This window comes from Streptomyces sp. NBC_00358 (genome assembly GCF_036099295.1).
Lineage (GTDB): Bacteria > Actinomycetota > Actinomycetes > Streptomycetales > Streptomycetaceae > Streptomyces.
In genome coordinates, this window is sequence record NZ_CP107976.1 from 8,390,724 (window position 1) to 8,416,303 (window position 25,580).

Below are 25,580 nucleotides of genomic sequence, written 5' to 3' on the forward strand. Positions count from 1 at the left end.
AGCGCCCCGGTCGGTACCGCGAGGCACGTCGCCGACGGATGCCGACGGCCGCGGTCCCGCTTTCAGGGAGCCGATCTGCGCTCGAACACCACATCGCGTGCGGTCCCCAGAGCCGTGGCCACCGCGCCGAGCAGCACCGCGTCCTCGCCCAGTCGGCCGGGTGCGATCCGCGGGCGCAGGGGCGTGAGGGTCCGCAGGGTCTCGCGGACGGGCCGCAGCAGCAGATCGACGCTGTGGCCGACCCCGCCGCCCAGGACGACCAGATCGGGATCGAGCACCGCCGCCGCGGCTGCCACCGTGTGCGCGATCCGCTCGCCCTCCAGCCGGACCGCCTCGACCGCGGGGCCGTGCCCCTCGCGCGCCGCGTCGAAGACCGCCTTCGCGGTCAGCGGCCCGGTCATGCCGAAGTGCCGGGCGGCCTCGACGACCGCCTCACCGGACACCGCGTCCTCCAGGGTCTCGGGCTTGTGCAGGCCCGGCCACGGCAGGAAGCCGATCTCGCCGGCCCCGCCGTGCGCCCCCCTGAACAGCCGTCCCTCGCAGACGACCCCCATGCCCAGACCGGTGCCGATCATGATGTACGCGAACAGCCGGCTGCCCGCCCCGACCCCGTACGTGTACTCGCCGAGCGCCGCGAGGTTCGCGTCGTTGTGCACCTCCAGCGGGATGCCCAGTTCCTCCCGCATCCGGTCGAACAGGCCCGCCCTGCCCCACCCGGGCAGATGCATCGCGTACCGGACCCGGCGCTGCTTCTCGTCGTACACGCCCGGCGTGCCCACCACCGCGTGGGCCACCTCGTGGGCCCCCGCACCGGAGTTGGCGACGACCTGGTGGGCGGTGGAGACCACGAGGTCGGCCATGGCCCCGGAGGTACGGGCGCGGTTGCGCACGTCGGCGCGCGCGACCACCGCGCCGTCGAGATCGGCGACCGCCACGCGCAGCCAACTACGGCCGATGTCGATGCCGAGCGCGTACCCGGCCGCCGGGTCGGGGGCGTACAGGACGGCGACCCGGCCGCGCTCGGGAGCCCGCGTTCCGACCTCGTGGACCAGGCCCGCCTCCTCCAGCGCGGCGAGCGCGCTGGAGACCGTCGGCTTGGACAGCCCCGTCTCGCGGGCGAGTTGTGCGCGCGAGGCGGCACCGCCGGTGCGCATCCGGTCGAGGAGCAGCCGCTCGTTGGTGCTGCGCAGCCGCCGGCGGCTCCATGGCTGTTCGGGCTGCTCTGCGGCGTCGCTGGCGGGCATCGCACCATTCTCACTCATTCATGACGCCCCCTTGACGCGCTTAGTAAGGCTCCTTAACTTTATCGCCCAGTCAGCCTCACCGGGCGAGCCGAGGGGAGGCCCGCGCCGACCGGTCCGCCGCCGTCCTCGATCCGTCGGCCTGTCGTCGAGGCCGGCCGTCACCCCCGTACCTCTCCCCGCGTCGTGTCCCGAGGAGGACCCGTGTCCGGTACCCCGCCATCCACCGGCGGTTTCGTCCGCAGTGTCGGCCTGTTCCAGGCCACCGCCATCAACATGAGCCAGATGTGCGGCATCGGGCCGTTCGTCACGATCCCGCTCATGGTCGCCGCGTTCGGCGGTCCGCAAGCGGTCATCGGCTTCGTCGCGGGCGCCCTGCTGGCGCTCGCCGACGGGCTCGTCTGGGCCGAGCTGGGCGCCGCCATGCCCGGCTCGGGCGGCAGCTACGTCTATCTCCGCCAGGCCTTCCAGTACCGCACCGGACGCCTGATGCCGTTCCTGTTCGTGTGGACGGCGATGCTCTTCATCCCGCTGATCATGTCCACCGGGGTGGTCGGCTTCGTCCAGTACCTGGGCTATCTGGCCCCGGACATGGGCAGGACCACCGGCGACCTCGTCGGACTCGGCATGGTCGCCCTCGTCGTCCTCCTGCTGTGGCGGGGGATCGAGCACATCGCGCGGATCACCGCCGTCATGTGGGCCGTGATGATCGTCTCGGTCCTGCTGGTGATCGTCGCCGCGGCCACCGACTTCAGCGCCCATCTCGCCTTCACCTACCCGGCGCACGCCTTCGAGCTGTCCGGCAGCCACTTCTGGATCGGCTTCGCGGCCGGCCTGACCATCGGCATCTACGACTACCTCGGCTACAACACCACCGCCTACATGGGCGCCGAGATCAAGGACCCCGGCCGCACCCTGCCCCGCTCCATCGTCTTCTCGATCCTCGGCATCATGGCCATCTACCTGCTGCTCCAGATCGGCACGCTCGGTGTCATCGACTGGCACCGGATGACGGACCCCGGCGACATCGCCTCCACCTCGGTGGCCTCGGCGGTCATGCAGGAGACCTGGGGCAAGGGTGCCGCCGACACGGTCACCGTCCTCATCCTGATCACGGCGTTCGCCTCGGTCTTCACCGGACTGCTCGGCGGCTCGCGGGTGCCCTACGACGCCGCCCGCGAACACGTCTTCTTCCGCCCGTACGCCAAGCTGCACCCCAGGCACCGCTTCCCGACGCTGGGTCTGGCCACCATGGGCGTCATCACGGCCATCGGCTTCCTGATCGGCCGCCACACCGACCTCGCCACCCTCATCCAGTTGCTGACCACGGTCATGGTCATCGTCCAGGCGCTGGCCCAGGTCGTCGCCCTGTCGGTGCTGCGCAAACGGCAGCCGGGCCTGCGTCGCCCGTACCGGATGTGGCTCTACCCCGTGCCGAGCTTCCTGGCCCTCGCCGGCTGGCTCACCATCTACGGCTACGCGGACAAGAACTCCCCGGGCCGCCACCCGATCGAGTGGTCGCTGGCCTGGGTCGCCCTCGGCCTCGTCGCCTTCGCCGTCTGGGCACGCCTGGAGAAGGTGTGGCCGTTCGGCCCCAGGGAGATCACCGAGGAGTACCTGACGGCACCGGCCCCCGAGACGGAGCCCGCCGGGGCCTGACGGTCCCGGGCGCCCCCGGACGTGCGGGGCGGGGGCGCCCACGGGCTTCGACGGCCTGGGAGGGACCGCGCCCCGGACCACCGGGTGGGCCCCGGACCACCTGGCGGCCCGTCGCGGACGGCCACGGAGTTCAGCCGTGGCCGTCTCCTTCACGATGGCTCCAGGTCCGAAGGACGACGTCCCGGCCCTTCGCCGTACGGACGACGGGCTCGTCACCCGCGAGGACGAAGCCCGTCGCCCTGGCGACCCCCTCGCTCGCCGCGTTCCCGTCCTCGATGCACAGCACGATGCGGCGTCCGCCGACGCTGCGGTGCGCGAAGTCGACGGCCAGCCGGACCGCGCGGCTGGCGAGCCCCCGGCCCCGGTACGCGGCCCCAACGCCGTAGGCCAGCTCCACGTCGCGCTGATCGGCCGTGCCGGGAAACAGCAGGATCTCGCCCCGGGGCCGCTCACCGTCCGTGGTGATGGCGAGCTGTACGCCCCGCCGCTCGGCGCTCTTCTGCTCCGCCGCCGCGAGATAGGCGAGCGCCGCCGCGGTGTCGAAGGGCGAGGCGACCGGCGTCCACCGGTCGATCTCGGGATCGTCGTAGAGCGCGACGAGGTCCGCGACGTCGTCGTCGGACCACTCGCGCAGATGCAGCCCCAGCCCGTCGATACGCAGCGGCCCGGGGAAGTCGAAGGTCGGTCGGCTGTCCATCGGACGATCGTGACGCGTCGGGCGGGCAGGGACCAAGGACGTCGGGCCACGCACATGAATACGGACACGACGGGCGGGGACCACTTGGACGTTGTCCGGATGCACGGGGGCGGGGCCAGGATAGAACTGGGACATCGTCCGATCGTCGGGAGGCCGTGATGTTCGTCCCCTTCGGGGTCCGTGATTTCCTGGACCGCGCCGTCACCGTGTACGGCGACCGTGTCGGTGTCGTCGACGAACCGGAGCAGCCGGCCGAGCCCTGGGAGGGGCTGACGTACCGGCGCGTCGGAGAACTGGCCAGAGCCCAGGCCGCCGGGCTCGACGCGCTGGACGTCCCGCACGGCGCGCGCGTGGCCGTCGTCTCGCCCAACAGCGCCCGCCTGCTCACCTCGTTCTTCGGCGTCAGCGGCCACGGCCGGGTTCTCGTGCCGGTGAACTTCCGTCTGACGGCGGACGAGGTGAGCTACATCGTCGAGCACTCGGGCGCGAGCGTCCTGCTCGTCGACCCCGAACTGACCGACCGCCTCGCCGGGGTCAGCTGCAAGCACCGCTTCACGCTCGGCGCGGCGGCGGACGCCGAGCTGTACCGCTTCGGCACCGAACCCCGCCCCTGGGAGGCCGACGAGAACGCCACCGCGACGATCAACTACACCAGCGGAACGACGGCCCGGCCCAAGGGCGTGCAGATCACCCACCGCAACATCTGGGTCAACGCCACGACCTTCGCCCTGCACGCCGGTGTCACCGACCGCGACGTCTATCTGCACACCCTGCCGATGTTCCACGCGAACGGGTGGGGCATGCCCATGGCCGTGGCGGGTCTGGGCGTCCCGCAGATCGTGCTGCGCAAGGTCGACGGGGCGGAGATCCTGCGCCGGGTGGCCGAGCACGGGGTGACGGTGATGTGCGCGGCCCCGGCCGTCGTCAACGCGGTACTGGCCGCCGCCGAGTCCTGGGAGGGCGAGATCCCGGGCCGTGACCGGGTCCGCATCATCGTCGCCGGAGCGCCGCCGCCCACGAAGACCGTCGCCCGTGTCGAGTCCCTGCTGGGCTGGGAGTTCATCCAGATCTACGGCCTGACCGAGACCTCACCCCTGCTCACCGTCAACCGCACCCGATCCGAATGGGACGGCCTCGACCCGCAGGCCCGCGCCGAGAAACTGGTGCGCGCCGGCGCCCCCGCGCTGGGCGTGACCCTGCGCACCGCCGGCGACGGTGAGATCCTCGCGCGCTCCAACGTCGTCCTGGAGGGGTACTGGGAACAGCCGGCGGAGACCGAGCGGGCCCTGGCCGACGGCTGGTTCCACACCGGTGACGGTGGATCGATCGGCGAGGACGGCTATCTGACGATCAGCGACCGCAAGAAGGACGTGATCATCACGGGCGGTGAGAACGTGTCCTCGATCGAGGTGGAGGACACGCTCTTCAGCCATCCCGCGGTGGCCGAGGTCGCGGTGATCGGCGTGCCGCACGAGAAGTGGGGCGAGACCGTCAAGGCCCTGGTGGTCCTCGCCCCCGGCGCGGAGGCGACCGAGAGCGAGCTGATCCAGTACTGCAAGGAGCGCCTCGCCGGGTACAAGGCGCCGACCTCGGTGGAGTTCCGGAGCGGGCTGGCCCGGACGGCCACCGGCAAGCTCCAGAAGTACAAGCTGCGCGAGCCGTACTGGGAGGGGCGCGACCGGGACGTGAACTGACCGTTCCGCTCGGTCGCCGGTCGCCGGTCGCCGGTCGCCTGTCGTCCCGACGGCGCACGATCGGCGACCTCTCCGGCTGGGCCGCGGACGCAGGCCGCGTGCGCGGGCGCGAGACGTGGGAGAGGTGCGGGCGCCCGGCCCCCTAGGCCGGGCGCCCGTACCTCCCCGGGCCTACATCCGCCTGCCGCTTCTGTCCGCCGTGAGCGCGCACACCGCGCCGAGCAGCACGGCCAGGGCGCCGATGATGATGCTGTTGAGCGCGACTCCGGTGTCCGGGCGGCTGCCGACGATCCACGGCGAGATGATCATCCAGGTGCCCATCGCGCAGATCGCCCAGCTGAGGCCGTACATCCTTCCGGGTGTGGCGGTGAATCCAAGAGCCAGCACCCCGATCGCGATCCCCATGATCAGGTTGTGTGTCGCCATGTCGGGCTGGCTCGTCGTGTAGTGGAGTATCCACGGGGACGCGGCGCAGTACAGGCCGAGCAGGAACACCGGCCCGTCCACGAGCGGTACGTCGCGACCACCGATCACACGCTCGTACCGAGCGCGCATTTCGGATGCGTCCGGGTGGCTGGTGATGTCGCCACTGTGATGCGAGACGTCGGCCATGACTCGTCTCCTTCGATCTGTTCCGATCTCCACGGCCTGACCGCGCCCGAAGCGGTGCGCGATCGACACCGGGTACTCCCATTCTGCGCTTATTTCTTCCTTATGTGTAGAGATGTCGCATACGAGCTGATATGGGTCACCGGCTCGGCGAACCCGCGGGTTGCGCCGGTCTCGCGGGGCCGCGTCAGGGGGCGATGAGCAGGCGGGCGATGGCTCGGCGCGCCCGGGTCGGCGCCTGTGGGTCGCGGTGCAGCTTGATCGACTGGCCGGCCGCGAGGATCACTCCGCCCAGCTCGAAGGCGAGCTGGTCCACATCGGTGCGTTCGGGGAGCTGGCGGGTCTCGACCGCCGTGCCCAGTTCCGCCAGGACGTACGCCGTCCAGGCCCCCAGCGCGGCCAGGACCGCGTCGCGGACCGGGCCGGGGCGGCCGTCGAACTCGCTGGCCACCGAGGTGAGGAAGCAGCCTCCGTGCCCCTCGCCCTCGGCCATGTAGGCGATCCATTCGTCGTAGGTGCGCGTCAGCCGCTCCGTGCCGGGCCTGGCCCCGACGGCCCGCGCCGGCACACGCAGGGTGAACCGCTCGACCGCCGCTTCCAGGACGGCGAGCTGGAGCGCTTCCTTGCTGCCGAAGTGGCCGATCACGCCGGCCTTGCTCATCGCAAGGCCGGTGGCGAGGCGTCCGATCGTGAGGCCTTCGAGGCCTTCGGCGGAGGCCAGTGCGAGGGCGCTGTCGATGATCCGGTCGCGGGTGGCGGCGGTCTCGGCGACGGACTTGCGCGGGCTCATGCGATCAGCTTAACCTGACGACCGTTCGCTAATAGCTTACGAACGTTCGTTATCTATTGAGGGACGGACGGCTCTGCGCCGGTGCCCAGGGGCATCCACAGGCGCCTGAAGGGACTCATCGTGAAGATCCACCACCTGAACTGCGGCTCCCTGCGGACGATCGACAGCGAGGAGGGGAGCCTGCCCGCCGTCTGCCACTGCCTGCTCGTCGAAACCGACCGCGACGGCCTCGTCCTGGTCGAGAGCGGCATCGGCACGGCGGATATAGCGCGCCCCGAGGAGAACCTCGGTGCGGACTTCCTCGGCCGCGCCCAGCCGGTCCTGGACCTCGCCGAAACCGCGCTGCACCAGGTCACCGCCCTCGGCTTCCGGCCCGAGGACGTACGGCACATCGTGCTCAGCCATCTCGACCTCGACCACGCCGGCGGTCTTCCCGACTTCCCCTGGGCGAAGGTCCATTTGACCGAGGCCGAGCACCGCGCGGCCATGGCGGCACCGGGCGCCCACCCCGAGGACCGCGTCCGCTACCGCCCGGCCCAGTGGGCGCACCGCCCGCACTGGGTCACGTACGCGGAGCCCGCGGGAGACCCCTGGTTCGGCTTCGACGCGGTCCGCCCGCTGGAGGGCCTGGACGCGGAGATCCTGCTCGTCCCGCTCGGCGGGCACACCAGGGGCCACAGCGCGATGGCCGTCGAGGACTCCGGACGGTGGCTACTGCACTGCGGTGACGCCTACTACTTCCACCGCGAGATCGACCCCGACGTCCCCACCGGACACCCCGGCATGGATCTCCTCCAGCAGCTCACCGAGGTGGACCGGCCCCTGCGGCTCGGGAACCACGCACGGCTGCGGGAACTCGTCCGCCTGCACGGCGACGAGGTCGACGTCTTCAGCGCCCACGACCCCTGGGAACTGGCCCGGCACACGGGCGTAGCCGGGGGCGAGGGCGTGCGATAGCCCACTGGCCCGGCAGGACGGCCCGGCGCCTTCGGCGTTCGCCCGTGGCGCTGTCCGGCCACCTCCCCACCCGATCGGCAAAGATCGCGCTCCGGCCAATCCGAATGGCCCTCGGCTTCGGAATACCTCCGAGAGCTCCGATCGGGAGCCGGGTCGGAAGGAAACCGATGAGGCACAGGTCCGCAGACGCTCCGGACGGCGACGCGGGGCGCACCGGGCGGGAGCGGCGGAGCACCCGCCGGCGTACGGCCGTGATCGGCGGGGGAGTGGCCGGGCTCACCGCAGCCTACGTGCTGAGCCGTGAACGGCCCGTCGTCCTCTACGAGGCGGACGGCCGGCTCGGCGGCCACGCGCACACCCACGACCTCACCTCGTCCGACGGGCGCCTGCACCGCGTCGACTCGGGTTTCATCGTGCACAACCACCGCACCTACCCGAACCTGCTGCGGCTCTTCGCCGAACTCGGCGTCGCCACGCAGGAGTCCGAGATGAGCATGTCGGTGCGCTGCGAGGGATGCGGACTCGAGTACGCGGGCGCGCGCGGCCCCGCCGGACTGTTCGCCCGGCCGCGCAACGCGTTGCGCGTCCCCTATCTGCGGATGCTCGGCGAAGTCCCGGCCTTCCACCGCGCCGCCCGCCGGCTGCTCGACCAGGACGGCGATGACACCCTCACCCTGGGCGAGTTCCTCGCCTCGCAGCGCTTCTCGCCCTATTTCACCCGGCACTTCATGACCCCGCTCGTCTCGGCGGTCTGGTCCTGCGACGCGGCGACCGCCCGCCGCTACCCGGCCGCCTACCTGTTCCGCTTCATGGACCACCACGGCATGCTCTCGGTGGGCGACTCGCCCGCCTGGCGCACGGTGACCGGCGGCTCCCGCTCCTACGTCGAAAAGCTGGCCAAGGAGCTCGACGCGGCGCACACCTCCACCCCGGTCCGGTCCGTACGCCGGCACGCCGACGGCGTGGACATCACCACCGAGGACGGCGCCACCGCCTCGTACAGCTCCGTGGTCATCGCGGTCCACCCCGACCAGGCGCTGCGACTGCTGGCGGACCCCACCCACCGCGAGCGCGAGGTGCTCGGAGCGTTCCGCTACTCACGCAACAGCACCCTGCTGCACACCGACACGGCGCTGCTGCCGCGCGCCCGCGGGGCGCGCGCTTCCTGGAACTACCTCATGCCGGACTGCGAGACCGACGCGGACCGGGTCCGGGTCAGCTACGACATGAACCGCCTCCAGAGGCTGGACGCCCCCGAGACCTATGTCGTCACGCTCGGCGGCGAGGACCGGGTCGACCCGGCCCGAGTGCTGGCCCGCATGGAGTACGAACACCCCGTCTACACACCCGAGTCCGTCGCCGCCCAACGGCAACTCCCCGCCCTGAACAGCCCGGTGACCGCCTACGCGGGCGCCTACCACGGCTGGGGGTTCCACGAGGACGGCTGCCGGTCCGGCGCCGAGGCGGCAGAGGCGCTGGGGGTGACGTGGTGACCGGCACCCCCGCCCTCTATCCCTGCACGGTCGCGCACATACGCACGAAGCCCACCCGCTACGCGCTCCGCCACCGGACCTACCTGTGGCTGACCGACCCCGACCACCTACCCGAACTTCCTTACCTGCTGCGCCCGTTGGCCCGTTTCGATCCGCGCGACCACTTCGACGGCGACCAGCCCAGCATCCGGGCGGGCCTGGACCGCTTCCTCGCCTCGCACGGAGTCGACCTGCGCGGCGGAACCGTGCTCATGCTCGCCAACGCCCGGGTCCTCGGCCATGTGTTCAACCCGCTGACCCTGTACTGGTGCCACGACCCCGACGGCACCGCGCGCTGCGTCGTCGCGGAGGTGCACAACACCTACGGCGAACGGCACTCCTACCTGCTGTACCCCGACGAGAGCGGGACGGCGCGGATCCGCAAGGAGTTCTACGTCTCGCCGTTCTTCCCCGTCGACGGCGCCTACCGCATGCGGCTGCCCGAACCCGGCAGCCGACTGGATCTGACGGTGCATCTGGAACGCGAGGGCGCCCGGCCCTTCACCGCCACCGTACGCGGAACACGCCGGGCCGCGACCGTCGGCGCGCTGCTGCGTCAGACACTGCGCCACCCGTGGTCCACCGCCGCCGTGTCCGCCGCCATCCGGCTGCACGGTGTCCGCCTGTACCTGCGCGGGCTGCCCGTCCAGCCCCGCACCCCGCAACGAGCCCAGGAGAACGCGAAATGAGGACAGCCGAGTCCTGCCCTGTCGAGGCACCCCGACAGGACACCGACCCGCTCCGCTGGCCGGACGTGGTGACCGCGCCGGAATCCTCCCGGGCCCGGACCGCCGTCACCCGCGCGGTGCTGCGCCGGGCGCTGGAACGCCTGCCCCTGCAGGCGCGGTTCGCCGACGGAACGCGTGTCGGCCTCGGCGGCCCGGTCATCGAGATCCACGACCCCGCGGCCTTCCACGGACGCATCGGCGCCCAGGGACTCGTCGGCTTCGGCGAGTCCTACATGGCCGGGGAGTGGGACGCGCCGGACCTGGTCGCCGCGCTCACCGTCCTCGCCGGCAACGCCGCCGAGCTGATCCCGGCCCCGCTCCAGAGGCTGCGGGGACTCTGGGCGATGCGCCGGCCCCACCTCCAGCGCAACACCCCCGCCGGTGCCCGCGACAACATCAGCCGCCACTACGACCTGTCCAACGACCTGTTCGCGCTGTTCCTCGACGACACCCTCAGCTATTCGTCGGCGCTGTTCCGGGGCTTCCCCGCCTCCTGGCCCCTGCTGGCCGCCGCCCAACACCGCAAGATCGACCGGCTGCTGGACCTCGCCGAGGTCGGCCCCGGCACCCGGCTCCTCGAAATCGGCACCGGCTGGGGCGAGTTGGCGATCCGTGCCGCCGGACGCGGTGCCCGTGTCACCTCGCTCACCCTCTCCGGCGAACAACGGGCCCTGGCCCGCGAACGGGTGCGCGAGGCGGGACTCGACGACCGGGTGAGCATCGAGCTGTGCGACTACCGCGAGGCCACCGGGACGTACGACGCCGTGGTCAGCGTCGAGATGATCGAGGCGGTCGGCGAGGAGTTCTGGCCCGTCTACTTCGCCACCCTCGACGCCCGGCTCGCCCCCGGCGGCCGCGTCGCGCTCCAGGCGATCACCATGCCGCACGACCGTCTGCTCGCCTCCCGCGACACCTTCACCTGGATCCAGAAGTACGTCTTCCCCGGCGGGCTGCTGCCCTCCGTGGAGGCGGTGGAAGAGGTGGCGGGCTCGCACACGTCCCTGCGCACCACCCGCAGGGACGCCTTCGGGGCGCACTACGCGGAGACCCTGCGGCTGTGGCGCGAACGGTTCACCGAGCGGGCCGACGAGGTCGCGGCGCTCGGCTTCGACGAGACCTTCCGCCGGATGTGGACCTTCTATCTCGCCTACTCCGAGGCCGGGTTCCGCTCCGGCTATCTGGACGTCCAGCAGTACCTGTTCACGAAGGAGGACCCCGCGCGATGAGTGGTTTCCCCTGGGGAGCGTTCGCGCAGAACCTCGCGCTCGCGGCCGGAGCGGCGTTCGCCGTCATGCTCGGCACCTTCGCCGTCGCCGTACGCAAGGGCCTGCACCGGATCGTCGACGTCGCCTGGGGGATCGCGTTCACCGCGGTGGCCCTCGTCACCTTCCTGGCGTCCGCCGGGGAGGGCGACGAGGGCCGGCGCGTGCTCGTCACCGTCCTCACCTCGGTGTGGGGACTGCGGCTGGCCGCGCACATCGCGCGGCGCGGCCGGGGACACGGCGAGGACCCGCGCTACGACGCCATGCTGGGCAAGGCGCCCGGCAGCCGTGACCTCTACGCCCTGCGCATGGTGTACCTCCTGCAGGGGGCGCTGGTGTGGCTGGTCTCGCTGCCCGTCCAGGCCGCGCAGTACATTCCGGGGCCGCTGACCGGCTTCGCGTGGGCGGGCACCGCGCTGTGGGCGGTCGGCCTGTTCTTCGAGGCGGTGGGTGACGCCCAACTGGCCCGTTTCAAGGCCGATCCGGCCCACCGTGGCCGCGTCATGGACCGCGGCCTGTGGAGCTGGACCCGCCACCCGAACTACTTCGGGGACTTCTGCGTGTGGTGGGGCCTGTTCCTGCTCGCCTGCGACAGCCCGCAGTCGGCCGCCGTGGCGGCGGTTTCGCCGCTGGTGATGAGCTACCTCCTGATCAACGGGAGCGGGAAGCCGATGCTGGAGCGCCACATGGCACAGCGCCCGGGTTTCACCGAGTACGCGGCGCGCACCAGCGGTTTCTTCCCGCTGCCGCCGAAGCGTCGCGGCTGACCGGTCCGCAGTTCCCTCATCGGCACCGCGGCGTCGCCTGTGGGTCCCCTCCCGCCGGAGGGGACCCACAGACGGTACGGCGAGCACCTCGTGACCTCACCCGGTGCAGTGGGTGAGGTCACGAACGCTCAGGCGGGGAAACCCAGCAGAGCCAGCGGATCGGAGGTGGGTTCGGCCGAGCCGCCGGCCGGCTCCACCGTGATCCCCATGCCGGACGCGCCGTCGACGGAACCCTTCATCAGCACCGCCTCGGTGGTGCGTCCCGGGTCCATCAGTCCGGCCGACCGCATGGTGCCCGCGTCGTCGAACCACAACTGGTAGACCTTGCCGCTCGGCGGCTTCGCCATCCGTGCCGCGATGAACACGGCCTGGTCCCGGCTCCTGGACACGACGACCGTGCCGCTCGCCCCGCCCGCCAGCGTCGCGGTACGCGACTTGGCGTCGGGCGCGGCGAGGACCGCGGCCACCTCGTCCGTACGGCGCTCGGTCTGCCGGGCCTGCTCCTGCGCGTCCTGGGCGCGCTGGTGCTGCCACACCGCCGTACCGCCCAGCGAGGCCGCGGCGGCGAGCGCGGCGGCGAGCGCCCATCGCGCGGGACGGCGCAGGCGGACGCCGACGGCCCGGGGCGCGGGGAGGGCGATCGTGCGCGGCGACTCCTGCCGGACCACGGTGATCCGCCGCATGACCTGGTCCTTGAGCGCCGGGCCGGGTTCGGCGGTGAGGGCGAGGCCCAGCCGCGCGGCCGCGGCCGTCAGCTCACGGACCTCCTGCGCGCAGTCCGCGCAGTCGGCGGCGTGCCGCTCGAATCGCTCGCGTTCGTCGTCGGCGAGCGCGTGCAGCGCGTACGCGCCGGTCAGCGTGTGCAGGTCCACTGTGGTCACGCCGTCACCCCCAGGCAGTCACGAAGTCGGATCAGACCGTCGCGCAGGCGGGTCTTGACCGTGCCGAGGGGGAGCGCCAGCAGCTCCGCCACCTCGCGATAGGTCAGCCCGCGGTAGTAGGCCAGCGTCACCGACTGGCGCTGGAGGTCCGTCAGCGTGCGCAGACAGCGACGTACCTGTTCACGCTCGAGCCGCGCCTCGACCTGCTCGGTCACCTCGTCGAACTCGGGCGTCCGGTCCAGCAGGGCGGCCTTGTGCTCCCGGGCCGCCGAGGCCTCGACCGAGCGCACCCGGTCCACGGCCCGCTGATGGGTGAGGGTGAGGACCCAGTTCATCACCGATCCGCGCTCCGGCCGGTAGCGGGCGGCGGTCCGCCACACCTCGACCAGTACCTCCTGGGCGACCTCCTCGGACTGTGCCCGGTCGCGCAGCACCCTGCGTACGATGCCGAGGACGGGGCCCGCGACGACGTCGTAGAGTGAGGCGAACGCCTCCTGGTCGCCCCGGGCGACCCGGGCCATGAGATCCGGCAGGTCCGGCTCCGCAGACGGGTTCCGCCCGATCTCCACGGCTTCCTTCACAGTGTGGTCCTCCAGGACGCTTTGACGGTTCGGAGGTGATCCGAAGCCGGAGGGGCGGCGGATTGGCCCGCGGCCCGGAAAAGTCCCCGGACGTGCCCGAAGACATCGGCGTGACGCGGTACGGGTGCCCCGAGGACCGCGGTCGGCCGACGGCGCTCAGACCTCCACCGACGGCCGCAGACCGTCGCGCAACTGGTGCAGACCGCGTCGCGAGTGGCTCTTGACCGTGCCCAGCGGCAACCCGGTGCGCTGGGCGATCTGCGTCTGGGTGAGGTCCTCGTAGAACGCGAGATGCAGGACCCGGCGCTGCGGTGTGGGCAGCTTGGCCAGCTCGTGCCGGACGAGGACCCGGTCGAGCGCCGCCTCGGGGCGGGTCCGGGTGTCGTCGGCGAGGACCAGCAGGGCGCCGGCCGCGCCGACCAGCTCGGTGCGACGGGTCCGCGCGGACAGTGCGTCGGCGATCTTGCGCCGGGTGATGCCGACGAGCCAGCCCGCGATCGTGCCGCGCTCCGGGCGGTATCCCCGCCCACCCCTCCATACGGCGAGGAACACCTGCTGGGTGACGTCCTCGGCCTCGCGCGGGTCGCCCAGCGAACGCCGGGCGAGGGCGTGGACGAGGGGCGCCCAGCGCCGGTAGGCGGCGGCCAGTGAGTCCTCGTCCCCGTCGACGATGCCCCGGGCCAGGTCCGCGTCGGGGACCGGGTCCGCGGCGGACACGGTGTCCGAGTTCGACACGGCGTCCGTGTCCGGGACGGCGTCCGAGGCGGAGTCCGGGTCCGACACCGGGACGGCGTCCAAGACCGTGGCCGCGGATCCGGCGGTCTTCTGTCCGGCGGTCGGATCTGCGCTCATGGCCACGGCTCCTTGCTCCGGGCCCCTCCTGCGACGGACCCCGTGCATCCATGGTGTGAACGAGGGGACAGAGGCGACAACTCGCATCGTTTCTGCGTCGTATAGTCGCCGTATGGGTGAGAGCCGGTCGGATCAGGGGCGGGAACCGGGCGCGGGATCCACCGAAACCGGTGTCACCACCGGTGCGCTGGCCCGCCGCCTCGGAGTGTCACCGACCACGCTGCGCTCCTGGGACCGCCGGTACGGCGTGGGTCCCGCGGTCCGTTCCGACGGGCGGCACCGCCGCTGGGCCCCGCAGGACGTGGCGATGCTTGAGGAGATGTGCCGGCTGACCGCGGCCGGTGTGCCGCCCGCCGAGGCGGCCAGGGCGGCGAAGGGCGGGTCCGACGCGGTCGTACCCGAGGTCAGGACACCCGCCGACGAGCTCGGACCCCCGTCACCCGCGGCCGGTTCTGACCCCCTCGGTGACCCCCGGCAGGAGTGCAAAGGACTCGCGCGCGCCGTCGTACGCCTCGACGCGCCGTCCGTGGAGGAGCAGTTGACCTCGCTCGTCATGCGCCACGGTGTGGTCGTCGGCTGGGAGGAGGTGATGATGCCGACCCTGCACGCGGTGGGCCGCAAGTGGGAGTCCGCCGGGGACCGTTACGTGGAGGTGGAGCACTTGCTCTCCTGGCACATCTCCCGGGCCCTGCACCGCGCCTCCGGACCGGCGGAGCCCGGAGCGCCGGCCACCGGACCGGGTCCTGTGTTGCTGGCCTGCGTCCCGGGAGAGCAGCACAGCCTGCCGCTGGAGGCGTTGCACGCGGGGCTCGTCGAACAGGGCCTGCCCACCCGGATGTTCGGCGCCGCGGTGCCTCCGGAGGCGCTGACCGCGGCGGTACGGCGGCTGGGGCCGGTCGCCGTCGTGCTGTGGTCCCAGACCCGCTCCACCGCCGACCGTCCGCTGGCCCGGCACATCGCCGCCACCACCTGGGGAGTCAAGGGAGCCCGCAGGCATCCCGTGGTGCTTCTCGGCGGTCCCGGCTGGGCCGGACGGCCCGAACCGGGCATGCTCCGGCCGCCGGGACTGCGGGACGCGCTCACCACGTTGGCCGGCCTGGCCGGCGGCTGACCGGCCGGGGCTCGGACGGTCAGCCCACCGTCGGCGTCGGCGAGGGCTGCACGGGGAGCGAGGCACCGCCCGCGGGGAGCGAGGCACCGTTCGCGGGCGGCGTCAGAACGACCTCCGGCTCTCCGGGCTGCGGCGGCGGGGGCGTCAGATTGACCGCGGGCACCTTCGGGAGGGTCGTCTCCTGGATCACGATCTGGTTGAAGTTGACCAGTCCGGTCTTCTCCATCACGGTGATGTGGTCCAGCACGGTGTCGTTCGCCTGGTCGGCGAGCTGACGCACGAGGGTGTTCTCGGTGGTGGCGCGGATCTTCGCGACGGTCGAGAAGATCTGTCCGTGCGTCAGGCGCAGGATGTTGGCGAAGTCGGTGTCGAACTTCTTGCCGGTGTCCGCGGTCAACGTCGCCACGAAGCCCTGCTGCTGCGGAGACGGCTTGTTGGGCAGCGTCACTCCGAGCTGCTGGGAGATCTTGCGGTCCGTGGCGTCGAGCGCGGCATGGCCAGAGATCAGGTGCTGCCCCGCCGTACGGACCGCCGGTATCGTCCCCTTCTGCAAGGCCAGCTGCCCCACCGGGTACTCCCACAGCCCCGCCGCGCGCACCTTGACGAGGAAGTCGCGGTCGGCCTCCGTCAGCGGCCCCGACGACGGATTGGCGATGATGCGGACCGGCGCCGTGGACGTGGTCTGAATCCCCAGCATGGCCGGATAGGCGAGCGCGGCCAGAGTCAACGTCAACGCGCCGGCCACGAAGAGTGTTCCCGCGTTCCGTGCAATGCGCATTGAGCAGCCTCCTGGGGGGCGGGGCGGCTGTACCGGAGACAGGGGGCTCAGGTCGGCCGCGCGGTGGATCCGGTAGGGATGGATCCGGTACGAGTGGTTCGGACGACCACCTATACGGCGGCACACCGGTGAGAAATCTCTACAACGGGTAAAATCCCTGGCAGTTTATATACCGCCTGGGACTCCCGAACACCGGGTCGCGGTCCCAGCGCTACCAGCGTCCAACAGTCCAGCAGTCCAGCGCTCCCATGCTCCAGCGGTTCTCCGGTCAGTCTCGGCCCCGGGCCTTCTTGAACCGGGCCAGTCCCTCGGACAGATCGACGATCGGGTCCGGGTAGTCGCAGGCCGCGCGGTCCGGACCCCGGAGCTTCCACGGCTCATGCACGGCCCGTCCCGCGATTCCGGCCAACTCGGGCACCCAGCGCCGGACATATGCCCCGTCCGGGTCGTACCGCTTGGCCTGGACCACCGGATTCAGGACACGGTTGGGCCGGCTGTCCGTGCCCGTTCCCGCCATCCACTGCCAGTTGAGCTGGTTGTTGGCCACATCGCCGTCCACCAGCAGATCCAGGAAGTGCCGGGCCCCGATCCGCCAGTCCACGTACAGCGTCTTGACCAGGAAGCTCGCGGTGAGCAGGCGCCCCCGGTTGTGCATCCAGCCCTCGTGGCGCAACTGCCGCATCGCCGCGTCCACCACCGGATAACCGGTCCGCCCCTCCCGCCATGCCTCGATGTCCTCCCGTGCCTCGGCGGACGAGCGCCAACGGTCGTGCTTGGTCCGGTAGTCGGAGGCCGACGCGTCCGGCCGGGCGGCCAGCACCTGGTGATGGAAGTCCCGCCACGCCAGTTGCCGTACGAACGCCTCGGCGCCCGGACCGTCCACGCCCCGTGCCCGGTGGACCAGCTCGACCGGCGACAGCGTGCCGAAGTGCAGATGGGGCGAGAGCCGGGAGGTCGCGTCGCCGGGCAGGTCGTCGTGGCGGTCCTCGTACGCCTCGACCCCGTCGCGCAGCCAGGCCGTGAGCCGCTTCCTGGCCTCCCGCTCGCCGCCCCGGGCCAGCCCCTCGGACACATGGCGACCAGCCGGTCGGGACGGGATCCCCTCCGAACCGACTCCGTCCGGCACCCGGACGATCCGGGGAGCCGCCGACGCCCTCCGCAACGGCTGCCGCGCCCAGTGCCGGTAGTACGGCGTGAAGACGGCGAAGTGGTCGGAGGACGCCGGAGTCACCGCGCCGGGAGCCAGCGCGGTGACCACGGCCTCGTGGACGTGCAGCCTGCGGCCCTCCGCCTCCAGCGCGGTGCGCAGCCGCTCCTCCCGGCGGCGCGCGTAGGCACTGCCCCCCGCCGCCATGTGCACCTCGTCGGCGTCGGCCTCGGTGACCGTCCTGACCACCTCGGTCACCACGTCGCCCGAGCGCACCACCAGACGACCGCCGCGCTCCCGGAGCCCCGCGTCCAGGTCCGCCAGGCAGTCGGCGAGGAACGCCATCCGGTTCGGAGCGGTGAACCCGGCCTCGGCGACGGCCTCGTCGCGGACGAAGAGCGGCACCACCGATTCCGAACCGTCGAGGGCGGCCCGCAGCGGCGGGTGGTCGTGGACACGCAGGTCGGAGGTGAACAGGACGATCGAGACGGTCATGGGGGGCTCCGGGGCAGGGCTGCGAGGGGATACGGCGTCGGACTGCTTCGGCTCGGCCGGCTCGTGCGGATGCCTGGTCAGCGGGTGGGTTCAGTGGGTGAGTGCGGGTTCCTTCCGGCCGGTGGGAGCGTTCCTGGCGGCCCGCGCGATGTTGCGGGCCATGCCGCCGAACACGACGGAGTGGAACGGCGAGACGCTCCACCAGTAGAGCTGGCCGAGCAGCCCGTGGGGATGGAACAGGGCCCGCTGTCGGTAGCGGGTACTCCCGTCGTCCGTGACCTCGGCGTACATCTCCAGCCAGGCCAGGCCGGGCAGCCGCATCTCGGCGCGCAGCCGCAGCAGATGCCCCGGCTCGATCTCCTCCACGCGCCAGAAGTCGAGCGAGTCGCCCACCCGCAGCCGGGCGGCGTCCCGGCGCCCGCGCCGCAGCCCCACCCCGCCCACGGCACGGTCCAGCCATCCGCGCACCACCCAGGCCGACGGGAAGGAGTACCAGCCGTTCTCGCCGCCGATGCCCTCGATCACCCGCCACAGCGCCTCGGGCGGGGCGTCCACGGTCAGCTCGCGGAGGTCGGTGTAGAGACTGCCGCCGGCCCAGTCGGGGTCGGTGGGCAGCGGATCGCTGGACGTGCCGGGATACGAGGCCGACGACCACCGGGTGGTCACCTGGGCGTCGCGCACGCGCTGGAGCGCCAGGGCCACCGCGGCGTCGAATCCCATCGGGGCGCCCGGGGGATCGGGGACGTGGCGGACGATGTCGTGTTCGCGGCAGACGACCTCATGGCGCAGCGACTCGGTGAGCGGACGGGCGATGGACGCGGGCACCGGGGTGACCAGTCCGACCCAGTGACTGGACAGCCGGGGGGTCAGCACCGGGACGGGGAAGATGAGCCTGCGGGGCAGCCCCGCGATGACCGCGTACCGCCGCATCATCTCCAGGTACGTGAGAACCTCGGGGCCGCCGATGTCGAACGTGCGATTGACCTCCGCGGGCATCCCGGCGCTGCCGACGAGGGTGCGCAGCACATCGCGTACGCCCATCGGCTGGATCCGGGTGTGCACCCAGCTGGGCGTCACCATCACCGGCAGCCGCTCGGTGAGATAGCGCAGCATCTCGAAGGAGGCCGAGCCGGAGCCGATGATCACCGCGGCGCGCAGCACGGTGGTCGGTACGCCGGACTCCATGAGGATGCGCCCCACCTCGGCCCGGGACCTGAGGTGCGGTGACAGCTCACGCTCGGGTACGCCCTCAGGGGTGAGCCCGCCGAGATAGACGATCCGGCGCACGCCCGCCGCGCGTGCCTGCTCGCCGAAGATCCGGGCGGCCGCGCGGTCCGTCTCCTCGAAGTCGTGGCCCGTGCCCAGGGCGTGCACGAGGTAGTACGCGACCTCGCACCCGCGCAGCGCGTCGGCGACGGAGGCGGCGTCCGTGACATCTCCGCGCACGACCTGCGCCTCGCCCGCCCAGGGGTAGTCGCGCAGCTTGGCGGGGGAGCGGGCCAGACAGCGCACCCGGAACCCCGCGGCCAGCAGCTCGGGGACCAGCCGCCCGCCGATGTAGCCGGTCGCACCGGTCACCAGGCACCTCGGGGCGGTACGGGCGTCGTCGTCGCTCATGGGTCCTCCGTCGGTCGTCGTCACCCCCCGCGGTCCGCCCCCCTCCCGGCACTCCCCTCCCTGAGCCCTCCTGGGCCCTCCTGGTCCGTCCCCCTCCGCCCTACTTGACTCCTTCCACGCCCGCGCCGCCCGCGGATGCGCCGGACGGTACGGGCCGCGCGCAGGACGTCCGAACGGGGGATGCGGCGGGACTTCTATAGGCTGATCACGTGGCCAGACGAGACGACCGTGACGACCGGACGGGTGACCCGGACCCCGACGCGGGGCCGGAGCGGGAGCGGCCCGCGACGACGGATCTCCAGGCCTTCGCGGTCCAGCTGCGCCGTATGAACGGCGAGATCAACCGGCTGGTCCATGGATTCGCGGGGGAGCACGGTCTGCACGCGACGGATGTCCAGGCGCTCGCCGCGATCCTCGACGCGCCCGAGCCGCTGACTCCCGGCCGGCTGCGCGAGCACCTCGGACTCACCTCGGGTGCCGTCACGGCCTGCGTGGACCGGCTCGAACGCGCGGGGCACATACGGCGCGTCCGGGAGAGTCCCGACCGAAGAGTGGTCCACCTCCACTACGTGCCGGACGCCAGGTCGGCCGCGCGCGCCCACTTCCGCCCGCTCGCCGAGGCCACCGCGAACGTGCGGTCCGGCTTCAGCGAGGACGAGCTGTCGGTGGTCCTCCGCTTCCTGACGACGATGAACGAACAGCTCTCGGGAGTGCGGTCTCCGGGCCGCTGAACCCGCCCGCCGCCCTGATGGTGCGCGCCCACCAGCCCACCAGCCCACCAGCGCATCCGCGCGTCAGGCAGCCGTCCAGGTCGCCGTCCTGGTGGGCGCCGGGGCCCCCGGTCCGGCCGTGGTCTACGATCTGGGCGCGAGATATCTCAATGATTGAGATTGTCATTCGTTGAGGCACCTGCGTACGAACTCTGGAGAGCGATGTCCCTCACCCCGCGACGAGCCGTGTGGCTGATCCCCGTCGTCCTGCTCGTCGCCTGGCTCGGCATCGGGGGAACCCTCGGCCCCTACGCCGGCAGACTCGGCGAGGTCTCCACCAACGACCAGGCCGCGTTCCTGCCGCGCAGCGCCGAATCCACGAAGGTGGTGGCCCAGCAGCGCGCCTTCCAGCGGACCGGGACGCTGCCCGCGATCGTGGTCTGGACCGTGGACGGCGACGGTTCCGCGGCCGGGGCCCGGCAGGCCGCCGCGACCCGCGCGCTCGCCTCGCTCACCGGCGAACCGGGCGTGGTCGGCCAGGCGTCACCCGCGCTGCCGTCGCGGGACGGCAAAGCGCTGGAAGGCGTCGTCCAACTGCGGCCCGACCTCGGCAAGAAGCTCCCCGACGCCGTCGACCGCATTCGTACCGCCGCCGAGCGGGTCCCCGGGACGACCGCGTGGATCGCCGGTCCGGCGGCCTCCCAGGCCGACCTCGCCGACGCCTTCGCGGGAATCGACGGGCTCCTTCTCGGGGTGGCATTGGCGGCCGTCCTGCTGATCCTGCTGCTCGTCTACCGCAGTGTGCTGCTGCCCTTCGTCATCATCCTCGGAGCGGTGTTCGCGCTGGGGCTGGCCTGCGCGATCGTCTACGTCCTCGCCGACCACGACGTCGTCCGCGTGGACGGCCAGGTGCAGGGCATCCTCTCGATCCTCGTGATCGGCGCCGCCACGGACTACGCCCTCCTGCTGACCGCTCGCTTCCGCGAGGAACTCGCCCTGTGCGCCGACCGGTTCACGGCCGTGCGGGCGGCGCTGAGGCAGTCCTGGGGCGCGATCGTCGCGAGCGCCGGAACCGTCGTCCTCGGACTGCTGGCGCTGCTGCTCAGCGACCTGACGAACAACCGGGCGCTCGGCCCCGTGGGCGCCATCGGCGTGGTCTGCGCCGCGCTCAGCTCGCTCACCTTCCTGCCCGCCGTCCTGGTGCTGCTCGGCCGCGCCGCCTACTGGCCGGCCCGACCGCGCCCGGCGGCCGGCGCCCGGACGGCCGGGGCCCAGAAAGCCGACGCCCGGACCTCCGCCGCGCCGACCCCCGGCGCCCCTATCCACGGTGTGCCGACGGGCGCCGCGTCGGCCGCGGGTGACGCTTGGGCGGCCGGTGACGGGCGGACCGGCAGCGGCATCTGGAACCGGGTCGCGGACCTCGTGGACCGCGCGCCCCGCAAGGTCTGGGTGATCGCCCTGGCCGGGCTCCTCGCCTGCGCGGCCTTCGCGCCCACCCTCACCGCGAAGGGCGTTCCGCTCGACGAACTCTTCGTCAACGACGCGCCGTCCGTCGCCGCGCAGGCGACCCTCGGCCGGCACTTCCCCGGCGGCTCCGGGAACCCCGCCGTGATCATCGCGGACGCGGACCGCGTCGCGCCGGTCACGGCCGCGGCGCGCGCGACGGACGGTGTCGCCTCGGCCGCCGCTGTGACGGGGTCCGGGCGGCCCGGCGGGGGAGCGCCCCAGGTCGTCGGCGGCCGGGTGCGCGTCGACGTGACCCTGCGGTCCGCCGCGGACAGCGACGCGGCCAAGGACACCGTCGCGCGGCTGCGCGAGGCGGTGCACGCCGTACCGGGCGCGGACGCGGTGGTCGGGGGCTACACGGCCCAGCAGTACGACACCCGGCGGACCGCCGCGCACGACCGCACGCTCATCGTGCCCGTGGTCCTCGCCATCATCCTGGTGATACTGACCGGCCTGCTCCGCTCGTTGCTGATGCCGGTGCTCCTGGTCGCCACGGTGGGGCTCAACTTCCTCGCCACTCTGGGGATTTCGTCGCTCGTGTTCCGGTACGGGTTCGGCTTCAGCGGCACCGACGCGTCCGTGCCGCTGTACGGCTTCGTGTTCCTGGTGGCCCTCGGCGTCGACTACAACATCTTCCTGATGTCCCGGGTCCGCGAGGAGTCGCTGCGCCACGGGGTGCGCCGGGGTGTGCTGCGCGGACTCGTCGCCACCGGCGGGGTGATCACCTCGGCGGGCGTGGTGCTCGCCGCGACCTTCGCCGCCCTCGGCGTCATCCCGTTGGCCTTCCTGGTGCAGATCGCCTTCATCGTCGCCTTCGGCGTCCTGCTCGACACCCTGGTGGTCCGCTCCTTGCTGGTGCCCGCCCTGGTCCGTGACATCGGCCCCCGCGCCTGGTGGCCGGGGAGGCTGAGCCGCGAGTCCGCAGCGGAGCCCGTGCCCGCACCCGAGCCCGAGGCCCGAGGGGGCGAGCGCGTCGAGGTGTGACGCGGGGTGAGACGGGGTGACGCGTCGAGGTACGCGAGGGCCGTCCGTCCGCTGTCGAAGGACGGCGGACGGACCTGGCATGCGCCGGTGAAACCCGGGCAAACGCGTTCCACGGGACTCGTCGCTCCGGGTCCGACCTCAGAGCTGGAGGTGTCTGCCGTCATGGGCACAAAGGTGCTGGAACGATTTCCCGCAGGCGCTCCGCGCGGATCCTGGACCGCGGAGGAGTACGCGGCGCGACGCCGTACCGAGGGGCTGGCGGCGACGGTCGTGATGGACCTGAAGTCGGACGCGTTCCTCGTGGTCGTTCCGATCGGGGACGAGGACCGAGGCTGATCCCGCGCGGCCCGGCCGCCGCGACGCCGTGCCCCGCCGCCCGGCGCGGCGGGCGGCGCGCCGTTGCGCACCCGCGTCCGGCAGCCGCCGACGACAACGGCTCACCTGCCGCCGGGATTCCTGTTCCGGGTGCCTGAACATCTCACTCGGGTCGCGATGAGACAGCGGTCCGGGATGTGGGATCGGGGCTGCATTCCTTGACGGTCCGGACCGGGGGCTGCGACGATCGCGGCATGAAGATGCGACTGGACCTCACGCGGCGACGCCACGTCGACCTCGCGCGTGTCTCCAGTTCCTTCTGTTGTCGCGCAGCCTGACGATCCCAGCGGCGGAGCCCCCTTCGTTCGGGCCGGCACGCCCACGGTGAGTTCCCCTCCGCTGCGATCCGGCGTACTCGCCTGTCCACCGCCCCTGCCTCGGCGCCCTGGTTCCGGCTGAGGTCCGGTCGAATTCCCGGACCTCGGCACGTCGTCGAGCGGCCTTCCGTCCAGAGCGTCTCGTAGTCGCCCGGGTCACCTGCGCTGTCGTCCGACTTCCCTACGAGGGAATGGAGTTCGGCGCACGCAGGTGCGGCCCGACACGGCGCGGGCGCACAGGTGCGGGGCGACGCGCTCCGCCTCCGTACCGCCCTCTCCGTCCGCCTTTGGCAGCACGCTCGCCCAGAAACCCGCTCGCGGAACTCGTCCGCGATCCCGCTCGCGGAACCGACCCGGAACTCCGCACATGAAAGAGGACTCATGGCCACCGTCCTGTCCGTCTCCGGCAGCCCCTCGGTCTCCTCCCGCACCGCCGGACTCCTGCGGCACCTCGACGCCCGGCTCGCCTCGCAGGGCCACGAGGTGATCCCGCTCGACGTCCGCACGATCCCGGCCGAGGCCCTGCTCGGCGCGGACTTCCGCCACCCCGCCATCGTCGAGGCGACCGAACTGTTCGCCCGCGCCGACGGGGTGGTCATCGGCACCCCCGTCTACAAAGCCGCCTATTCCGGTGTCCTCAAGGCGTTGCTCGACCTGCTCCCGCAATACGCCCTGACGGGGAAGACCGTGCTGCCGCTGGTGACAGGAGGCAGCACCGCCCATGTGCTCGCACTGGACTACGCGCTCCGTCCCGTCCTCAACTCAATGGGAGCGGCTCACATAGTCCAGGGCTGGTTCACGCTCGACAAGGACATCACCAGGGAACCCGACGGGAGCGTCACCGTGGCGCCGGGCACCGCCGAGGCGCTGGCCCAGGTGGTGGACCAGTTCTCCGCCGCCCTGGGCCGTATCCCCCTGCTGGCGGTGGCCGGTTGACGCCAGCCGTTGCCAAGTGACCTTCGCCGGAGCCGAGTTGCCAGCCGCCCCGCCGTAGCCGTAGCCCCAGCCGCCGTCGCCCGGCCCTCCGATCGGAGAACGCAGCAGTGTCCCTCACCTTCCATTGGTTCCTGCCCACCAACGGAGACAGCCGTCATGTCGTGGGCGGCGGTCACGGTACGCCCGCCACCGCCTCCGGACGCGACCGTCCGCCGACCGTCGCGTACCTGAGCCAGATCGCCCGCGCCGCCGAGGATCTGGGGTTCGTCGGTGCCCTCACCCCGACGGGGGCGTGGTGCGAGGACGCGTGGCTGACGACCGCGATGGTCAGCCGGCACACCGAGCGGCTGAAGTTCCTCGTCGCCTTCCGTCCTGGCTTCGTGTCGCCCACGCTCGCCGCCCAGATGGCCTCCACCTTCCAGCGCCAGAGCGGCGGACGGCTGCTGCTGAACGTGGTGACCGGTGGCGAGAGCCATGAGCAGCGTGCCTACGGCGACTTCCTCGACAAGGACTCCCGCTACCGCCGTACGGGCGAATTCCTCCAGATAGTCCGGGAGTTGTGGGACGGCAAGACCGTCGACCTGGCAGGCGAGCACCTCCGGGTCGAGGACGCCCGGCTCACCCGGGTCCCCGACCCGGTCCCGGAGATCTACTTCGGCGGTTCCTCACCCGTCGCCGGTGAGGTCGCCGCCCGTCACGCCGACGTCTACCTCACCTGGGGCGAGCCACCGGCTCAGGTCGCAGAGAAGATCGCCTGGATCCGCGGGCTCGCGGCCGCGGAGGGGCGCACCCTCCGCTTCGGCATCCGGCTGCACGTCATCACCCGCGACACGTCCGAGCAGGCCTGGGCCGAGGCGCACCGGCTCCTCGACGGCTTCGACCCGGAGACGGTGCGGTCGGTGCAGGCCGGACTCGCCCGCAGTGAGTCGCGGGGCCAGCAGCGGATGCTCGCGCTGCACGGCGGCGGCCGGGACGGCCTGGAGATCCACCCCAACCTATGGGCCGGCATCGGTCTGGTGCGCGGCGGAGCGGGCACCGCACTGGTCGGCAGCCACGATGAGGTGGCCGAGCGGATCAGGGAGTACCACGCCCTGGGCATCGACGAGTTCGTGTTCTCCGGCTATCCGCACCTGGAGGAGGCCTACTGGTTCGGCGAGGGCGTTCTGCCCCGCCTCGCCGCGCAGGGCCTGTGGCAGCACCCGTTCGCGACCCCGCCCGTGCCCGCCGCCCAAGTCCCCTTCACCGGCTGAACGGCCCGGCCGAACGGACCGGTCGGATGCCATTGACCGATCGACTGGGACGGGAAGGGCGCTTCGGGGGCCCGGCCGCGCCTCGGGCGGCCCGGTCGGGACAG

24 protein-coding genes are annotated in these 25,580 nt (G+C 72.2%); 14 read left to right on the plus strand and 10 right to left on the minus strand.

Features of this window, described 5'->3' with window-relative positions; all coding sequences use genetic code 11:
* Window positions 1-62: 62 nt before the first annotated feature.
* Window positions 63-1,244 carry an ROK family transcriptional regulator gene (locus OHT01_RS35860; RefSeq protein WP_328557273.1) on the minus strand — a complete coding sequence of 394 codons (1,182 nt, stop codon included), beginning with the start codon at window positions 1,242-1,244 and terminating at the stop codon, window positions 63-65.
* A 201-nt stretch (window positions 1,245-1,445) separates the two neighbouring features.
* Here OHT01_RS35860 and OHT01_RS35865 point away from each other — a divergent pair, with 201 nt between their 5' ends.
* Window positions 1,446-2,900, plus strand: coding sequence for an APC family permease (locus tag OHT01_RS35865; protein ID WP_328557274.1), 1,455 nt, complete (start codon window positions 1,446-1,448; stop codon window positions 2,898-2,900).
* A 130-nt stretch (window positions 2,901-3,030) separates the two neighbouring features.
* Here the strand turns inward: OHT01_RS35865 and OHT01_RS35870 are convergent, their stop codons facing one another.
* Window positions 3,031-3,597, minus strand: coding sequence for a GNAT family N-acetyltransferase (locus tag OHT01_RS35870; protein ID WP_328557275.1), 567 nt, complete (start codon window positions 3,595-3,597; stop codon window positions 3,031-3,033).
* 158 nt (window positions 3,598-3,755) lie between these two features.
* On the opposite strand from OHT01_RS35870, the gene OHT01_RS35875 reads away from it, so the two are divergent.
* Window positions 3,756-5,291 carry an AMP-binding protein gene (locus tag OHT01_RS35875; protein WP_328557276.1) on the plus strand — a complete coding sequence of 512 codons (1,536 nt, stop codon included), beginning with the start codon at window positions 3,756-3,758 and terminating at the stop codon, window positions 5,289-5,291.
* A gap of 171 nt (window positions 5,292-5,462) precedes the next feature.
* On the opposite strand, the gene OHT01_RS35880 is transcribed toward OHT01_RS35875, so the two are convergent.
* Together OHT01_RS35880 and OHT01_RS35885 are read right to left on the minus strand one after the other, a co-directional pair.
* Window positions 5,463-5,903 (minus strand): SPW repeat protein, encoded by a 441-nt coding sequence (locus OHT01_RS35880; RefSeq protein ID WP_328557277.1) that lies wholly within the window; start codon window positions 5,901-5,903, stop codon window positions 5,463-5,465.
* A 184-nt stretch (window positions 5,904-6,087) separates the two neighbouring features.
* Window positions 6,088-6,690 (minus strand): TetR/AcrR family transcriptional regulator, encoded by a 603-nt coding sequence (locus OHT01_RS35885; RefSeq protein WP_328557278.1) that lies wholly within the window; start codon window positions 6,688-6,690, stop codon window positions 6,088-6,090.
* A 120-nt stretch (window positions 6,691-6,810) separates the two neighbouring features.
* On the opposite strand from OHT01_RS35885, the gene OHT01_RS35890 reads away from it, so the two are divergent.
* The 5 genes from OHT01_RS35890 (at window position 6,811) to OHT01_RS35910 (ending at window position 11,936) form a co-directional block, all read left to right on the plus strand.
* Complete coding sequence (locus tag OHT01_RS35890; RefSeq protein ID WP_328557279.1) at window positions 6,811-7,647, plus strand: MBL fold metallo-hydrolase; 837 nt, start codon at window positions 6,811-6,813, stop codon at window positions 7,645-7,647.
* A 167-nt stretch (window positions 7,648-7,814) separates the two neighbouring features.
* Entirely contained in the window at window positions 7,815-9,140 is a 1,326-nt protein-coding gene (locus OHT01_RS35895; protein ID WP_328557280.1) for an NAD(P)/FAD-dependent oxidoreductase, read from the plus strand.
* Window positions 9,137-9,868 (plus strand): DUF1365 domain-containing protein, encoded by a 732-nt coding sequence (locus OHT01_RS35900; RefSeq protein WP_328557281.1) that lies wholly within the window; start codon window positions 9,137-9,139, stop codon window positions 9,866-9,868. Before OHT01_RS35895 ends, OHT01_RS35900 begins: the two co-directional genes overlap by 4 nt.
* Entirely contained in the window at window positions 9,865-11,133 is a 1,269-nt protein-coding gene (locus OHT01_RS35905) for a cyclopropane-fatty-acyl-phospholipid synthase family protein (protein ID WP_328557282.1), read from the plus strand. The genes OHT01_RS35900 and OHT01_RS35905 overlap by 4 nt, the downstream gene beginning before the upstream one ends.
* Complete coding sequence (locus tag OHT01_RS35910; protein ID WP_328557283.1) at window positions 11,130-11,936, plus strand: DUF1295 domain-containing protein; 807 nt, start codon at window positions 11,130-11,132, stop codon at window positions 11,934-11,936. The genes OHT01_RS35905 and OHT01_RS35910 overlap by 4 nt, the downstream gene beginning before the upstream one ends.
* Window positions 11,937-12,064: 128 nt before the next feature.
* On the opposite strand, the gene OHT01_RS35915 is transcribed toward OHT01_RS35910, so the two are convergent.
* The 3 genes from OHT01_RS35915 to OHT01_RS35925 form a co-directional block, all read right to left on the minus strand.
* Window positions 12,065-12,817: an anti-sigma factor gene (locus OHT01_RS35915; protein ID WP_328557284.1), complete on the minus strand. Its 753-nt coding sequence runs from the start codon at window positions 12,815-12,817 to the stop codon at window positions 12,065-12,067.
* Window positions 12,814-13,398: a sigma-70 family RNA polymerase sigma factor gene (locus OHT01_RS35920; protein ID WP_328557285.1), complete on the minus strand. Its 585-nt coding sequence runs from the start codon at window positions 13,396-13,398 to the stop codon at window positions 12,814-12,816. Before OHT01_RS35920 ends, OHT01_RS35915 begins: the two co-directional genes overlap by 4 nt.
* 156 nt (window positions 13,399-13,554) lie before the next feature.
* A complete protein-coding gene (locus tag OHT01_RS35925; protein ID WP_328557286.1) occupies window positions 13,555-14,250 on the minus strand; it encodes a sigma-70 family RNA polymerase sigma factor in 696 nt (231 codons plus the stop codon).
* 112 nt (window positions 14,251-14,362) lie between these two features.
* Here OHT01_RS35925 and OHT01_RS35930 point away from each other — a divergent pair, with 112 nt between their 5' ends.
* Window positions 14,363-15,361: a MerR family transcriptional regulator gene (locus OHT01_RS35930; protein ID WP_328557287.1), complete on the plus strand. Its 999-nt coding sequence runs from the start codon at window positions 14,363-14,365 to the stop codon at window positions 15,359-15,361.
* A gap of 19 nt (window positions 15,362-15,380) precedes the next feature.
* Here OHT01_RS35930 and OHT01_RS35935 read toward each other — a convergent pair whose 3' ends face one another.
* The 3 genes from OHT01_RS35935 to OHT01_RS35945 form a co-directional block, all read right to left on the minus strand.
* A complete protein-coding gene (locus OHT01_RS35935) occupies window positions 15,381-16,139 on the minus strand; it encodes a DUF4142 domain-containing protein (RefSeq protein ID WP_328557288.1) in 759 nt (252 codons plus the stop codon).
* Window positions 16,140-16,407: 268 nt separating this feature from the next.
* Window positions 16,408-17,781: a cryptochrome/photolyase family protein gene (locus tag OHT01_RS35940; RefSeq protein WP_328557289.1), complete on the minus strand. Its 1,374-nt coding sequence runs from the start codon at window positions 17,779-17,781 to the stop codon at window positions 16,408-16,410.
* 90 nt (window positions 17,782-17,871) lie between these two features.
* Complete coding sequence (locus tag OHT01_RS35945) at window positions 17,872-19,398, minus strand: SDR family oxidoreductase (protein WP_328557290.1); 1,527 nt, start codon at window positions 19,396-19,398, stop codon at window positions 17,872-17,874.
* A gap of 209 nt (window positions 19,399-19,607) precedes the next feature.
* Between OHT01_RS35945 and OHT01_RS35950 the strand changes: the two genes are divergently transcribed.
* From OHT01_RS35950 to OHT01_RS35970, 6 genes are all read left to right on the plus strand, one after another.
* Window positions 19,608-20,129: a MarR family winged helix-turn-helix transcriptional regulator gene (locus OHT01_RS35950; RefSeq protein ID WP_328557291.1), complete on the plus strand. Its 522-nt coding sequence runs from the start codon at window positions 19,608-19,610 to the stop codon at window positions 20,127-20,129.
* 201 nt (window positions 20,130-20,330) lie between these two features.
* Entirely contained in the window at window positions 20,331-22,598 is a 2,268-nt protein-coding gene (locus OHT01_RS35955) for an MMPL family transporter (RefSeq protein WP_328557292.1), read from the plus strand.
* A 162-nt stretch (window positions 22,599-22,760) separates the two neighbouring features.
* Window positions 22,761-22,934, plus strand: coding sequence for a hypothetical protein (locus OHT01_RS35960; protein WP_328557293.1), 174 nt, complete (start codon window positions 22,761-22,763; stop codon window positions 22,932-22,934).
* A gap of 239 nt (window positions 22,935-23,173) precedes the next feature.
* Window positions 23,174-23,251: a putative leader peptide gene (locus tag OHT01_RS40265; RefSeq protein WP_365876167.1), complete on the plus strand. Its 78-nt coding sequence runs from the start codon at window positions 23,174-23,176 to the stop codon at window positions 23,249-23,251.
* A 420-nt stretch (window positions 23,252-23,671) separates the two neighbouring features.
* The gene (gene ssuE, locus OHT01_RS35965) at window positions 23,672-24,226 is read left to right on the plus strand and encodes an NADPH-dependent FMN reductase (protein ID WP_328557294.1); all 555 of its coding nucleotides are present in this window, start codon (window positions 23,672-23,674) and stop codon (window positions 24,224-24,226) included.
* Between the two features lie 107 nt (window positions 24,227-24,333).
* Window positions 24,334-25,476 carry an LLM class flavin-dependent oxidoreductase gene (locus tag OHT01_RS35970; RefSeq protein ID WP_328557295.1) on the plus strand — a complete coding sequence of 381 codons (1,143 nt, stop codon included), beginning with the start codon at window positions 24,334-24,336 and terminating at the stop codon, window positions 25,474-25,476.
* Window positions 25,477-25,580 lie beyond the last annotated feature (104 nt).